The organism is Rhodanobacter sp. C01 (genome assembly GCF_002001045.1).
Lineage (GTDB): Bacteria > Pseudomonadota > Gammaproteobacteria > Xanthomonadales > Rhodanobacteraceae > Rhodanobacter.
Genome location: NZ_MUNR01000014.1, coordinates 700,342 through 714,158 on the forward strand (window position 1 = coordinate 700,342; position 13,817 = coordinate 714,158).

12 protein-coding genes are annotated in these 13,817 nt (G+C 63.7%); 9 read left to right on the forward strand and 3 right to left on the reverse strand.

What is annotated here, in order from left to right; all coding sequences use genetic code 11:
* Positions 1-139: 139 nt before the first annotated feature.
* From B0E50_RS17365 to B0E50_RS17385, 5 genes are all read left to right on the forward strand, one after another.
* Positions 140-1,024 carry a pseudouridine synthase gene (locus B0E50_RS17365; protein WP_077442548.1) on the forward strand — a complete coding sequence of 295 codons (885 nt, stop codon included), beginning with the start codon at positions 140-142 and terminating at the stop codon, positions 1,022-1,024.
* A gap of 109 nt (positions 1,025-1,133) precedes the next feature.
* A complete protein-coding gene (locus B0E50_RS17370; protein WP_254427329.1) occupies positions 1,134-3,158 on the forward strand; it encodes an oligopeptide transporter, OPT family in 2,025 nt (674 codons plus the stop codon).
* Between the two features lie 183 nt (positions 3,159-3,341).
* Positions 3,342-5,951, forward strand: a complete 2,610-nt coding sequence (mprF, locus tag B0E50_RS17375) for a bifunctional lysylphosphatidylglycerol flippase/synthetase MprF (protein ID WP_254427330.1) — start codon at positions 3,342-3,344, stop codon at positions 5,949-5,951.
* Positions 5,948-6,754: an AcvB/VirJ family lysyl-phosphatidylglycerol hydrolase gene (locus B0E50_RS17380; protein WP_077442550.1), complete on the forward strand. Its 807-nt coding sequence runs from the start codon at positions 5,948-5,950 to the stop codon at positions 6,752-6,754. The genes mprF and B0E50_RS17380 overlap by 4 nt, the downstream gene beginning before the upstream one ends.
* A 92-nt stretch (positions 6,755-6,846) precedes the next feature.
* Positions 6,847-7,188, forward strand: coding sequence for a carboxymuconolactone decarboxylase family protein (locus B0E50_RS17385; protein ID WP_077442551.1), 342 nt, complete (start codon positions 6,847-6,849; stop codon positions 7,186-7,188).
* A gap of 67 nt (positions 7,189-7,255) precedes the next feature.
* Here the strand turns inward: B0E50_RS17385 and B0E50_RS17390 are convergent, their stop codons facing one another.
* Positions 7,256-7,630 (reverse strand): DUF4087 domain-containing protein, encoded by a 375-nt coding sequence (locus B0E50_RS17390; protein ID WP_077442552.1) that lies wholly within the window; start codon positions 7,628-7,630, stop codon positions 7,256-7,258.
* A 129-nt stretch (positions 7,631-7,759) separates the two neighbouring features.
* Between B0E50_RS17390 and B0E50_RS17395 the strand changes: the two genes are divergently transcribed.
* Together B0E50_RS17395 and B0E50_RS17400 are read left to right on the forward strand one after the other, a co-directional pair.
* Positions 7,760-8,830 (forward strand): class I SAM-dependent methyltransferase, encoded by a 1,071-nt coding sequence (locus B0E50_RS17395; protein ID WP_077442553.1) that lies wholly within the window; start codon positions 7,760-7,762, stop codon positions 8,828-8,830.
* Positions 8,827-9,528, forward strand: coding sequence for a pseudouridine synthase (locus B0E50_RS17400; protein ID WP_077442554.1), 702 nt, complete (start codon positions 8,827-8,829; stop codon positions 9,526-9,528). The genes B0E50_RS17395 and B0E50_RS17400 overlap by 4 nt, the downstream gene beginning before the upstream one ends.
* 2 nt (positions 9,529-9,530) lie before the next feature.
* On the opposite strand, the gene B0E50_RS17405 is transcribed toward B0E50_RS17400, so the two are convergent.
* Both B0E50_RS17405 and B0E50_RS17410 read right to left on the reverse strand, forming a co-directional pair.
* Positions 9,531-9,863, reverse strand: a complete 333-nt coding sequence (locus B0E50_RS17405; RefSeq protein WP_077442555.1) for a YkgJ family cysteine cluster protein — start codon at positions 9,861-9,863, stop codon at positions 9,531-9,533.
* A 60-nt stretch (positions 9,864-9,923) separates the two neighbouring features.
* Positions 9,924-10,514, reverse strand: a complete 591-nt coding sequence (locus B0E50_RS17410; RefSeq protein ID WP_077442556.1) for a DUF1415 domain-containing protein — start codon at positions 10,512-10,514, stop codon at positions 9,924-9,926.
* A gap of 807 nt (positions 10,515-11,321) precedes the next feature.
* On the opposite strand from B0E50_RS17410, the gene B0E50_RS17415 reads away from it, so the two are divergent.
* Both B0E50_RS17415 and B0E50_RS17420 read left to right on the forward strand, forming a co-directional pair.
* Positions 11,322-12,122 (forward strand): transglycosylase SLT domain-containing protein, encoded by an 801-nt coding sequence (locus B0E50_RS17415; RefSeq protein ID WP_254427331.1) that lies wholly within the window; start codon positions 11,322-11,324, stop codon positions 12,120-12,122.
* Between the two features lie 100 nt (positions 12,123-12,222).
* Positions 12,223-13,782: a YdiU family protein gene (locus B0E50_RS17420; RefSeq protein ID WP_077442557.1), complete on the forward strand. Its 1,560-nt coding sequence runs from the start codon at positions 12,223-12,225 to the stop codon at positions 13,780-13,782.
* Positions 13,783-13,817: the final 35 nt, after the last annotated feature.

Here is a 13,817-nt window from a genome sequence, read left to right on the forward strand (position 1 = left end):
CCAGCGCCGAGTGTATTTAAAAGATGGCGCAATTCCACATGACGGACGGCACACGGGTGGTCGAAAAAAGCTGCGAAAAATGTACCCGAAGAAGTCTGGCGCTGGCCGCAGGTCTGACCTGGCGCATTAGACTGCGGTCATGAATTCTTCCGCACCCTTCATTCGCGATGTCCATGCCAGCACGGTGCATCTGGCACCCGGTGAATGGGATACCGTGCTCGATGGTCTTTGCGTGCAATTCGGCACGATCAGTCGTGCGCAATGGCTGGATCGCATGGCGCGTGGACGGGTAATGGACGGGCAGGGAGGCACGATCACGCCACATACGCCTTACCGGGCCGGGCTGCGCATCCACTACTACCGCGAAGTGGTGGATGAGGTGCCGATTCCGGTTGTCGAAAACGTGCTGCATGTCGACGCACACCTGGTGGTGGCGGACAAGCCACACTTTCTGCCAGTGACGCCGGCTGGCGGCTTTGTCGAGCAGACCTTGCTGCGGCGATTGATCCGCCGGCTGGACAATCCCGATTTGGTGCCGTTGCACCGGATCGACCGGCTAACCGCAGGGCTGGTGCTGTTCTCGGCCAATCCGTCCAGCCGCGCCGCATACCAGGCATTGTTTCGTGAACGCCGGATCGACAAGCGTTACGAGGCGCTGGCCCCGGCATTGCCGGCGCTGGCGTTTCCGTTGCAACGCCGCTCGCGCATCATCGCGGGTGAGCCATTCTTTCGCATGCAGGAAGTCGAGGGCGAGCCAAACAGTGAGACGAGGATCGAGTCGATCGAGCATGGTGACGGCCATTGGCGTTACGCGCTGCATCCGGTCACGGGCAGGAAACACCAGCTGCGCGTGCACATGGCCGCGCTGGGTGCGCCAATCGCCGGCGACACGTTGTATCCGGTGCTGGCCGCGCAATCCGCAGACGACCACCAGCATCCGTTGAAGCTGCTGGCGCACGGCCTGATGTTCGTCGATCCGCTATCCGGCAAACCGCGCCGATTCAAGAGCCAGCTCGCTTTGTGATGGCCTCGCATGGTTCCGTTCGGGAACTGTCGGGCCGTGTCAAGGGTAACCACGCATGGCCATTACACGCTATCTTCCACCGCAGCATCCATCCGGGGGAGAACCATCCGTGAGCGCCCAGCCATCATCCATTGCGCCAGTGCGCAAAGAATTGACCGTACGCGGCCTGGTCATCGGCATCCTGATTACCGTGGTGTTCACTGCAGCGAATGTGTATTTCGGGCTCAAGGCAGGCCTGACCTTCGCTACCTCGATCCCGGCGGCGGTGATCTCGATGGCTGTGCTGCGTTACTTCAAGGGCTCCACGATGCAGGAGAACAATGTCGTGCAGACCGTCGCGTCAGCGGCCGGCACCTTGTCCTCGATCATCTTCGTGCTGCCGGGCCTGATCCTGATTGGCTGGTGGACCGGCTTCAATTACTGGACTTCATTCGCGATCTGCGCGCTCGGCGGCATCCTCGGTGTGATGTATTCGATCCCGCTGCGCCGCGCGCTGGTGACCAATTCCGACCTGCCGTATCCCGAAGGCGTGGCCTGCGCCGAGGTATTGAAAGTCGGCGCCGGCGGTAGTGAAGGCATCAGTGCCGAGGCGGCGGCCGAGTCCAACCGTGCCGGCTTGCTCGCCGTGCTGTGGGGCTCGATCGTTTCTGCCGTCTTCGCGGTCGTGGTGGCCACGCGGGTGTTCGCGGGCGATGTGGTGCATTACTTCCGTGTGGGTGGCGACAAGGGTGGTGTGACCGGGTTCGACTTCTTTCTCTCATTTGCCTTGTTCGGCATTGGTCATCTGGTCGGGCTGTGGGTGGGCATCGCGATGCTGGTTGGTGCCGTGATCGGCTGGGGCTGGGGTGTTCCGCATTTTTCGGCGCTTGCCCCTTCGGCAGGTGCGATAGCGGAACTCGCCAACGCAACCTGGAGCCACAAGGTGCGCTTCGTCGGCGCGGGCACGATCGGTGTTGCCGCGGTGTGGACGCTGGCCAAGCTGGTCAAACCGGTCATCAGCGGGCTCACTTCCGCGATGGCCGCATCGCGTGCGCGCAGTGCCGGCGATGCCGCGTTGCTGCCGCGTACCGAACAGGACATCCCGATCGGGCAGGTCGCCTTGATCTCGCTGGTCTGCCTGGTGCCGATCGGCTGGCTGATCGCCAATTTCGCACTGACCGCCGGTCATGGCCTGGGTGACCACGTCGTGACCCTGGTGATCGCCGGGTTGATCTTCGTCGTCCTGATGAGTTTCTTTGTGTCCGCCGTGTGCGGTTACATGGCTGGTCTGATCGGTTCGTCGAACAGCCCGCTGTCGGGCATCGGCATCATCGTCGTGATCAGCGCGGCTCTGCTGCTGGTGTTCGGGATCCGCTCATCGCTGCCTGCAGGCAGCGAGAACGCGCTGGTGGCATTTGCCCTGTTCATCACCTCGATCGTTTTCGCTGCCGCGGCGATCGCCAACAACAACCTGCAGGATCTCAAGACCGGACAACTGGTCGATGCGACGCCGTCGAAACAGCAGTGGGCGCTGGTGGTAGGTGTGTTCGCGGGCGCAGCGATCATTCCGCCGATACTTGATCTGCTCAATCACGCCTACGGCTTCGTCGGTGCACCGGGCCCTGTTCGCGATCACGCACTGGCCGCACCACAGGCTGGCCTGATTTCGGCGCTCGCACAGGGCGTGATCCAGAACAACATCGACTGGAGCCTGATCGAGATCGGCGGCGTGATCGGCGTGGTCATGATCGTGATCGACGAGGTGCTGCGCCGCACGACCAAGTCGGTACATCTGTCGCCGCTCGCGGTTGGCCTGGGCATCTACCTGCCGACCCAGAGCACGTTGATGGTGGTGGTCGGTGCGGTCGCAGGCTGGTGGTTCGACCGTCGTGCCGATCGCACGTCGAAGAATCCCGAGGCGACCAAGCAGCTCGGCGTCCTGCTCGCCTCCGGCATGATTGTCGGCGAGGGCCTGCTCGGCGTAGCGATCGCAGCCTGTGTCGCCTTTTCCGGCAAGGACTTCCCGCTTGCCCTGGTCGGCGACGAGTTTGCCAATGGTCCGGCGCTATGGGTTGGTGGCGTGGCGTTCGCCGTGTTGATGGTATTGCTGTATCGCTGGGTGAGCCGCCTGGGGCAGGCTTCAGCGAACGCCTGACGAATCAATGGGATGCTTCACGACAGGCGGCCGTGGGTTGGCCGCCTGTCTGGATGATGACGACCGCAATGAAGCGTGAGATATCGTCGGGACTGACGATCATCGGATGCGGCGGATCGCAAAAGATTGCCAGTCAGCTTCGGTGTGGCAACCTAGTCGATCTTTACAAGGGGTAGTGGTCGAGTGGAGCAGGAAAAGGTCGAGCAGGTTCCGAGCGCCGAGGAGATTCTGGCGCCGCCGAGCCAGCGCACGGTATTGCTGCGCAGGCTGGCTGGGCCGTTGCTGTCGGTAGGCATGCTGTGCCTTGCGTTGTGGGCACTGCATTTGCTGGCCAGGGAAGTGAACTACCACCAGGTGCGCACCTACGTGCAGAGCATCTCGCGCCTGCGCCTGCTGCTGGCCGCGCTGTTCACCCTGCTGGGTTATGGGGTGATGACGCTCTACGACCGTTTCGCGCTGGCCTCCATCGGGCGGCGACTGTCGTGGCGACGGGTGACCCTGATTTCGTTCATCAGCTATGCCTTCAGCAATGCGGTGGGCATGTCATTGCTGGTGTCTGGTTCGATCCGTTACCGCTTCTATATCCAGAACGGGCTGTCCACCGGCGAAGTGGCCAGGGTGGTGCTGTTTTGCACCACCAGTTTCTGGCTTGGCCTGCTGGCACTGACTGGTGTGACCCTTTTGCTGGTGCCGCTGCCGCCGAATCTGCCGTTGGCGGAATTCAGCCGCCCGCTCGGGGTGTTGCTTGCCGTGCTGCCGCTGGCATGGCTGCTGGCTGGCTGGCGGCTGCGCCGACCGCTGCGCTTGTGGCGCTGGCGCATCGGGCTGCCAGCGCCGGTAATTGCCTTGCAGCAGATCCTGGTAGGTGCGTTCGACTGGGGGCTGGCGGCGGCCGTGCTCTACATTCTGATGCCGGATGAACTGAACAACGGCTTCGGGCATTTCCTGGCGATCTTCGTGATCGCACAGATCATCGGCCTGATCAGCCATGTGCCGGGTGGCCTCGGCGTGTTCGAGGCGGTCATGCTGGCCGGCTTCGGCGCCACCGGCAATCAGGCGCTGGCTGCACCGATCCTCGGTGCATTGGCTGCGTTCCGCGTCATCTACTACCTGCTGCCGCTGTGCACGGCGACCGTGCTGGTCCTGCAGCGCGAGGCGCGCGGCCTGCGCGAGAAGTCCCTGTTGACGCCCTGGTTCACCGGTCTGTTGCCATCGTTTTTCGCCGGGTTGACCCTGGTTTCCGGCGCGGTGTTGCTGTTTTCCGGTGCGACTCGCGCACTGCCCTTGCGCATGGCGATCCTCAGCGAGGTGCTGCCGCTGTCGGTGCTCGAGGTGTCGCACCTGCTGGCCAGCGTGATCGGCATGCTGCTGCTGATCCTTGCCCGCGGCCTGCAGCGCCGACTGGATGCAGCCTACTGGCTGACCCTGGTGTTGCTGCTGGCGGGCGCGGTGTTCTCGCTGCTGAAAGGCATCGATTACGAGGAAGCGACCCTGCTCACCTTGCTGGCGATGGCGCTGGCGCCTGCGCATCGGCTGTTCTATCGGCGCGCCTCGTTGTTCAGTACCAGTTTCTCGGTCGGCTGGATCGTGGCGATCGTGGCGATCCTCGGCTGTGCGACGTGGCTGGTGTTCTTCAGTTACAAGCACGTCGAGTACAGCACCGACCTGTGGTGGGAGTTCAGTTTTCACCGGGGTGGTGCGCCGCGTGCACTGCGCGCACTGGTCGCCGCCGCTGCCGCCGGCATGTTGTTCGCGCTGGCCAGCCTGATCCGTCCGCACAAGCTGCGGCACGAGCTGCCGAGCGAGGCGGAGCTGGCGCAGGCGTTGCCGTTGATCAAGCAGTTCCCTTCTGCCCAGGCGCATCTGGCGCTGATGGGCGACAAGACCCTGCTGTTCGGCCCGGATCACAAGGCTTTCCTGATGTTCGATACCGAGGGACGCAGCTGGGTGGCGATGGGTGACCCGGTGGGTGCCGACGAAAATGCCCGGCGCGAACTGGTATGGGCATTCCTGGAGCAGTGCGAACGTGCCGGCGGCTGGCCGGTGTTCTACCAGGTGAATCCGGCCGATCTGGACCTGTATCTGGAGGTGGGCCTGAACCTGCTGAAGATCGGCGAGGAGGCGCGCGTGCAACTGGACAGCTTCAATCTCGACGGCAAGTCCAGGAAAGTGTTGCGCAACACGGTGAACAAGCTGACCCGTGAAGGCCTGCGGCTGGAGATCATACCTGCCGAGGCGGTGGCACCGTTGTTGCCGCGCCTGAAGGAAATCTCCGATGCATGGATGCGCGACAAGAACGTACGCGAGAAGCGTTTCTCGCTCGGTGCATTCGATCCGCACTATCTGGTGCGCATGCCGATGGCGACCGTGTGGCAGGGCGATCAACTGGTAGCGTTCGCGAACCTGTTCCTCAATGAAACGAAACAGGAAGCCTCGGTGGACCTGATGCGACACATGCCCGATGGGCCACCCGGGATCATGGATTACCTGTTCGTGGAGCTGATGCAGTGGGCGCGCGGCGAAGGCTACCGCTGGTTCAATCTCGGCATGGCGCCGCTGGCCGGTCTGCACAACCGACGGCAGGCGCCGCTGTGGAACCGCTTCGGCGCGCTGGTGTTTGGTCGCGGCGAGCGCTTCTACAACTTTCGTGGACTGCAGCGCTACAAGGACAAATTCGGGCCGGAATGGGAGCCGCGCTACATGGCGGTGCCCGGCGGCATTGCGTTGCCGATGATCCTGACCAATGTGGCCAGCCTGATCTCCGGTGGACTTTCAGGCGTGGTGCGTCGATGAAGCGTAGAAGTGGAATCATCCTGGCGGTGGCGGGTGCATGCCTGCTGGGCATCGTGCTGGTCTGGAGTCCGTGGACGCGGACCAGCCTGGAGGATGCCAGCGTGGTGCTGCCGGTCAGCAGCATCAGCGTGGCGCCGCCGGCCGGCAAGGGCGACGTCATGGCGATCATCTATTCCGGTGATGGCGGCTGGGCCGATCTGGACCGACGCCTGGGCATCGCCTTCATCGACCGCGGCATTCCGGTGCTCGGGGTCAACACGTTCAAGTACTACTGGCGCGAGCGCACGGCGGACGAGTCAGCGCGCGAGCTCGATGCGCTGATGACGAAGTACCTGGGTGTGTGGGGCCGCAAGCGCATCTGGCTGGTGGGATTCTCGTTCGGTGCCGATGTGTTGCCGACCATCATCGACAAGCTCAGTCCAGCCAACCGTGCGCGGATTACCCAGCTGGTGCTGCTGTCGCCCAGCCGGGATGTGACCTTCGAGATCGAACTGGAGGGCTACATGATCAAGCAGGGCTGGTTCAAGGAGCACGTCAAGACGCTGCTGCAGTCGATCAATCCGATCACGCACTACGACACGATGCCGCCGCTGCAGGCCCTGCATGGCCAGCCGCCGACGGTGTGTTACTACGGCCTGGACGACAGCGACGACACCATCTGCGACGAGCCCGACCTGCCGCCCTGGGTGACGGTTCATGCGAAGAAGGGCGGCCACCATTTCGACGGCGGCTATCAGCCGCTGGCCGCGCAGATGCTGCAGGAATTGCCGGCCGCCGCCCCGGTGGCCGACGGCATCCACTGAATGGCAGATATCCATCCACCTATCCACTGGCGCACTATGGGCGACCACGGCCGGGCGCGGTGTCTGGTCGCCATATCAGCGAGGAGACTTCCATGTTGGATTGGCTGGGTTACCGCAAGGAATTGATCGGGCGCATCGGCGAGATCGGCAAGCTGAGCCCCGATACGCTGAAGGGCTACCAGACCCTGTCCGGTGCTGGCGAGAAGACCGGACACCTGGACGCCAAGACCCGCGAACTGATTTCGCTGGCGGTGGCGGTCACCACCCGCTGCGATGGCTGCATCACCGTGCATACCGGCGAGGCGCTGAAGCACGGCGCCACCCGCGAGGAAATTGCCGAGGCACTCGGTGTTGCCGTGGCGATGAATGCCGGCGCCGCGATGGTGTATTCGGCGAGGGTGATGGATGCGGTAACCGCACACAGCGGTAGCTGAGCCGGCATGTCGTCACCTTCGGTGTAAGTGTGACGACAGGCAGCATGCGGAGCACCCGACGCGGGTGTCAGTCGGGTTCCTTCAACGTACGATCATTGCGACAGATCTTGAGGGCCTTCGCACGGGCGCCCGTGATGCGGATGATTTCGTGCGTGTGCGTCGAGGTCACGACATCGAGGCAGGCGCAGCCATGTCCATGGTGTCCGTTGGTGTCGACCCATTGGCTGTCACTGAATTCGGGCCAGTCCCCATCGGCCTGGTGACCGCCCTGGATGCCAATGATCCATTCGCCGTCGCGGTCGTACAGCGAGGCGTTGCCTGGGGTCGGATTGTCGAACCAGCCACAACGGATCTGGGCCGTGGCGGGTGATTCCTGTGCCTGCGCCGTGGATGCGAACAGCATGGCGCAGAACAGGATAGGTAGAGTTTCCCCGTGCTTCATGGCTTTCCCTGTGGGTTGGCGTCCAATTCGTGGGACATGCTACGACAGTCTTGCTGGATCATGACGTACGGGTACCGGCAATGCTCACCACGTACAATGCCGGTACTGTTTCACGATTGAAGAATTGACGTGACTGCTGGCGGATTTTTCGCGGCCGCGCCGGATGCGGCGCTGGCGGCTCTGTTTGTTCCGTTCGAATCGGCAGAGTTGCGACTGCCGACGGATGGTCGCGTGCTGTTCCTGCGTGCGCGGGCTGGGGGGCGCCTGCGCGAGATGGCGCAGCCCGGCTGGCTGTGCGAGCAGAGCTTCATGCCGTTTGCCGACGAGCTGGGCCGCAACGGTCTGCGCGTGGGCGAGCCGGCAGTCGACGAAGTGTTCCCGCTGGTGCTGGTGCTGCCACCGCGCCAGCGCGACGAAGCGCGCGCCTTGTTCGCTCGTGCGCTTCGGCACACGGCACCCGGTGGCGTCGTGCTGGCGTCGATGCCGAATGCCGAAGGTGCGAAGTCAGGCGAGGCGGACCTGGCGAAATTGGCCGGCGCCGTGCAACACCTGTCCAAGCACAAATGCCGGGTGTTCTGGAGCACGCCGAACGCGACCGACATCAACCAGGCCTTGCTGGCCGAATGGCTGGGGCTGGATGCACCACGTGCGACCGGCGATGGCTACCTCAGCCGTCCCGGCCTGTTCGCGTGGGACCGCATCGACCATGCCTCGGCGCTGCTGGCAGCCCACCTGCCGAATGACCTGCATGGACGCGTGGCCGATCTCGGCGCCGGTTACGGCTATCTGGCCAGCCAGGTCGTCGCACGGTGTCCGAAGGTCGAGGCGATCGATCTGTACGAGGCCGAGGCGCGTGCGCTGGAGCCGGCACAGGCCAATCTGGCCAGTGCGCAGCACAAGTGCGGACGCGAACTGGCGGTGACGGTGCACTGGAGCGATGTCACCCGCGGCCTGCCGCAGCGTTACGACGTCATCGTCAGCAATCCGCCATTCCACCAGGGACGTGCCGATCTGCCGGAGCTGGGGCAGGCTTTCATCGCCAGTGCGGCCGATGCACTGCAGCCGGCAGGACGCTTGTTCATCGTGGCGAACCGGCATCTGCCGTACGAGGCGGTACTTGCCGCGCGTTTCAGTGAAGTGCGCACGCTGGTCGTGCAGGAAGGTTTCAAGGTGATCGAGGCAACTGGGGTACGGCGATGAAACTGGTCAAACTCATAGCGAACCTGGGCTACGGCAGCCGCAAGGATGTCACCCAATTGTTTCGTTCGGGGCGCATCACCGATGCGGATGGCGAAGTGTTGTACGCCGACGATGTGGTGGCCCACGAGCACATCCGCGTCGACGACGAACCGCTCGATCCGCCGCCTGGCCTGGTATTGATGTTGAACAAGCCGCTCGGTGTCACCTGTTCGCGCAAGGACCCGGGACGGGTGGTGTATGACCTGCTGCCTCCACGCTACAACGTGCGTACGCCGGCGTTGTCGAGCGTGGGTCGGCTCGATCGCGATACCAGCGGACTGCTGCTGTTCACCGACGATGGTGCGCTGCTGCACCGGATCATCTCGCCGAAGGCGCAGGTGACCAAGGTCTACGAGGCTACCCTGGGGCAGGACCTGCGTGGTGATGAGGGTGCACTGTTTGCCAGCGGCACCGTGATGCTGGAAACCGAGAAGGAGCCGCTGGCGCCAGCGGCGCTCGAGGTGTTGGGGCCGCGGCATGCGCGGCTCACCGTCACCGAAGGCCGCTATCACCAGGTACGCCGCATGTTCGCCGCCGCCGGCAATCACGTCGAGACGCTGCGACGCCTCTCGGTCGGCGGACTCACCCTGGGCGAGTTGCCGCTGGGTGAATGGCGTGCGCTTGGTGCCGACGAGATCGCGTCGATCTTCGCCGCGTAGGGCTAAAGCATGTGCACCGCGGTGGGAATCGCGTCGCCGAACCACTTGTGCCGTTCGTCGCGGCAACTCGGGCTGCCCATCGCGTACTTGCGGCAGATCACCGGGCGATCCGCGTAGATCGTGCACCCGGAAGTATTCGGGTTGACTGCGGAGCACCAACCATCCTCGCCCTTGGCCAGGGTTTCCAGTCCGTACTCGTCGCGATGGATCAGCCAGGTCGGTACATGATCCTCGGGCATCAGTACCACGGTAAGGCGACAGCACACGGCCTCGCAGGTCGTGCATTGCACGCTCGGGTCGACGCTTTCCGCGTAGGGATCGGGGAGATTGTTCACTCGTCAGCATGACAGCTTCGTCCCGAGTGAATGTGAACTGCACGTTGCGCGTGGGGGCGTTCAGCCCTTCGTGTCGTGCCACAACGCCTGCCAGCCATCGATGCCGAGCCGTTGCAGCGTCTCGATGTTGCGCCGGTAGATGCTGTCGGTATCGCTCATCGAATCCATCGCACGCTCGATGCTGGCTTCGCGCAACAGATGCAGCGTAGGGTAGGGCGAGCGGTTGCTGAAGTTCTCGATGTCGTCTTTCGCGCTGTCGGCAAACTGGTAGTCGGGATGGAAGCTGGCCACCTGCCATTCACCTTCGAGTCCGAGCGTCTGTACCGCGGCATCGGCCACGTCGAGGAAATCGTTGTAGTCGAGGAAATCCGTCAGCACGAATGGATGGATCAGCAGGCCGGTCTCGCATTCATCCGGCGTCAACGCGTTGAGCGATTGCAGTTCGCCGCACAGATCGTCCAGCAACGCATCGGCATCGCGAGCCTGGCTGACCCGCATGCGCAGTTTGCCCTGCACATGCGGTGCGCGGGCAAACGGGCAGAGATTGAGGCCGATCACTGCCCGCTCCAGCCAGCTTGTGGTGGCATCGATGTATGGCCTGTCCTCGGGCAGCGCATCGTAATTCATGGGCAGGCGTGGCGTGTCGTTCATGCAATTTCCAGCGTATTGGCGGTGTTGGTTATAAGATTGGTGATCTTGTTCGCAGTTTATTGGGTATGCAGGGCATGCGACTTGCTTGGAATTGCCCGGTGTTTTGCGCCGGCAAACCGTTGCCCGGGTCTTCCCGCAGATCCTCACGCGGATGACCGAGGCCCGGAGTTGATCCAACGGCGCGTTTCGTTGCGACCGGCATTCCCGGTTCGGCCGACGCTGCCAAGGCAGGATCCGGACTGTGGTGCATCGCACGTTGCCGTGTCCATTTTGTTTGACAAGGATTCGCTTGTGGATGGTTTGATCGACCGACTCACCGATGCTGCAAGTCCGGATGTCCTTGGGCGCGCGGCTGCCGGTGGCTTCGAGGCCGGGCAGTCGAAGGGCACTCCCCTCGACGCCCCGTCGAGTGTGCGGTCCAGGCGGACCCATCCGCTTCCCGCCGCAACGCAGCGCAGGTCGAGCCGGGTCTATCTGATGTCGCCGGCGAGCTGGAAGGCCGCCAGCTCGGCCGCCAGCAGCAGGCCCGCGAACTGGTCGGCGCAGGCATGGACTCCTTCGCAGTGGGCGAATCGGCGGCCTGTGTCAGCTCCCGCGCTCGCTGTTCCATCGTTCAGGAGCCGGATTGGCTTTCTCACGCTCCTGATGAAGCAAACGGGCGGCTTTTGCGGCGCCGCATTGAGTCGGGGTGTTCGTGCGGCACGCGTGTTCCGTGTTCGAGCTTGGGTAGTGCAGTGGCCACGATGGAACCAGGCAGGCCGGCGCGGGACGATTGCGGCAGTCTCATTGTGCGCCTTGCTCGGCGCCATGCTCGTCCTGCCAGGCATCATGATGAAGGCGCATCCGAAGCTGCAATCGGGGCTGGCCACGCTTGCCAGTGCCCAGGTGGCTCCAACCGGCAGCCATGCGCTCGCCACGGTGGCAGTGGTTTCGGTTGCCTCGCCCGCACCAGCGCGCATTGTGAAGGCAGCACCCGCACCGTCACCGGAGCCGTCATCGCCCGCGTCAACGCCGTCGAATGCCCCGGATGCCTTGCTGGCGGATGTCAGCACCATGGATCTGATGATGCCGGTTGCCGAGCCGGACCTGGACATCGCATCCCGGGACAGTCTGTGGGCCGAGGTAGGCAAGTCGTCCGGTCTGGATCCGCTGCTGCTCTACAGCGTCGCGCTGGTCGAGTCGCGCGCGCTGCTTCCCGGTGGAAAGGTCGGGCCGACGCCATGGTTGTTCAGGGTCAACGATCACCTGGTGCTCGGTGACCGCCGGCACGTGCAGATGGAGATGGCCGTGGCCAGCCAGTTCGGCTCCATGGTCCAGGACGTCGGCATCATGCAGGTCTACTACCCGATGCACAGGGATGCGGTTCGCGACCCGTTGACCCTGCTCGACCCGCGCACGAACATCACCGTGGCAGCGAAGATCCTGCGCGACGGCATGCATGAAACGCGCGATCCGGTGCTGGGGGTCGGCTATTACCACAGTCACACACCCGAACTCGCCAGGGATTACGGCGCGGCCGTGCTGGCGGTCTATCAGCGGCTCAAGAGCCTGTATCGCCCGGGAAGGGCTGTGCAGATCGCGGCTCGCCAGTCCGCAGTGCATGCCTGAGCTTCGTCGACACGCCGGGTACGCGCGCAGCCGTTGAGGTATTGCATGGCGTGTCATGTGCCCGGATATAAGGTGCGTATCGTCACCCGGCCTTTCGTCCATGCCCATGCTGCACTTTGACAACGCGTTCGTCCGCGAACTGCCCGGTGATCCGGAGCAGGGGTCACGCCTGCGCCAAGTCGAGGGTGCGCTGTATTCGCGGGTCGATCCCACGCCGGTCGCCGCACCGCACCTGCTCGCGCATTCGCTCGAAATGGCGACGACGCTGGGTTTCAGCGAAGCCGAAGTCGCCACGCCGGAGTTTGCGCGGTGGTTCGGCGGCAATGCCTTGCTGGATGGCATGCAACCGTATGCGGCGAATTATGGCGGGCACCAGTTCGGCAACTGGGCCGGTCAGCTGGGTGACGGGCGGGCGATTTCATTGGGCGAGATCATCAGCGCCGCGGGCGAGCGCTGGGAACTGCAACTCAAAGGCGCCGGACTGACGCCGTATTCGCGCGGCGCAGACGGTCGAGCGGTGCTGCGTTCGTCGGTGCGCGAGTTCCTGTGCAGCGAAGCGATGCACCACCTCGGCGTGCCGACCACGCGCGCCTTGAGCCTGGTCGATACCGGCGAGCCGGTACTGCGCGACATGTTCTATGACGGCAACGCCGCATCTGAGCGTGGCGCCGTCGTCTGCCGCGTGGCACCGTCATTCATCCGCTTCGGAAATTTCGAATTGCCGGCCTCGCGTGGCGATATCTCATTGCTGAAGCAGCTGGTCGACTTCACCATCCGCCGCGATTTCCCGGAACTCGGCGGGCAGGGCGAAGCGTTGTATGCGGAATGGTTCGCACAGGTATGCGAGCGTACCGCAACGATGATCGCGCACTGGATGCGCGTGGGTTTCGTGCATGGCGTGATGAACACCGACAACATGTCGATTCTAGGTCTCACCATCGACTATGGCCCGTATGGCTGGGTCGACAACTACGACCCGGATTGGACGCCGAACACCACCGACGCGCAACGTCGCCGCTACCGCTTCGGCCAGCAGCCGAACGTGGCGTGGTGGAACCTGAGCCGCCTGGCCGGTGCGCTGGCGCCGTTGTTTGAGGGTGTCGAACCGTTGCAGGCCGGGCTGGATCGTTACGCGGCGGCCTATGCCGTCGCCGATCGCGCCAACATCGCCGCCAAACTCGGTCTGGCCGAATGCCGCGATGACGACGTGGCATTGATGCAGTCGCTGCAGTCGTTGATGCAGCAGGCCGAGATCGACATGACGCTGTGGTTTCGTGCGCTGGCCGACGTCGATGAGCAGGCGCCGACCCTGGTGACGATGCGCGATGCGTTTTACGACGAGGCGAAACGGCGTGAGGCAGAGCCAGCGCTCAATGACTGGTTGCTGCGTTATGTCGCACGGCTTGCTACCGACCCTCAATCAGTTGAACAGCGTCGAACGGGCATGTGCATGGCCAACCCACGCTACGTGTTGCGCAACTATCTGGCCCAGCAGGCGATCGACCGGGCCGAGCAGGGCGATCCCGGCGGCATTACGGAATTGCTGGATGTGATGCGGCGTCCGTACGATGACCAGCCCGGTCGCGAGGCGTTCGCACAGAAGCGTCCGGACTGGGCCCGGCACAAGGCGGGTTGCTCGATGCTGTCGTGCAGTTCCTGAGCCGGAAAGCACAAAGGCCGGCATCGCCGGCCTTT

Excerpts from the sequence above, each read along its gene's own strand:
- B0E50_RS17365 (WP_077442548.1), top strand. The coding sequence starts at position 140 with ATGAATTCTTCCGCACCCTTCATTCGCGATGTCCATGCCAGCACGGTG.
- B0E50_RS17380 (WP_077442550.1), top strand. The coding sequence starts at position 5,948 with ATGAAGCGTAGAAGTGGAATCATCCTGGCGGTGGCGGGTGCATGCCTG.
- B0E50_RS17385 (WP_077442551.1), top strand. The coding sequence starts at position 6,847 with ATGTTGGATTGGCTGGGTTACCGCAAGGAATTGATCGGGCGCATCGGC.
- B0E50_RS17390 (WP_077442552.1), bottom strand. The coding sequence starts at position 7,630 with ATGAAGCACGGGGAAACTCTACCTATCCTGTTCTGCGCCATGCTGTTC.
- B0E50_RS17400 (WP_077442554.1), top strand. The coding sequence starts at position 8,827 with ATGAAACTGGTCAAACTCATAGCGAACCTGGGCTACGGCAGCCGCAAG.
- B0E50_RS17410 (WP_077442556.1), bottom strand. The coding sequence starts at position 10,514 with ATGAACGACACGCCACGCCTGCCCATGAATTACGATGCGCTGCCCGAG.
- B0E50_RS17415 (WP_254427331.1), top strand. The coding sequence starts at position 11,322 with ATGCTCGTCCTGCCAGGCATCATGATGAAGGCGCATCCGAAGCTGCAA.
- B0E50_RS17420 (WP_077442557.1), top strand. The coding sequence starts at position 12,223 with ATGCCCATGCTGCACTTTGACAACGCGTTCGTCCGCGAACTGCCCGGT.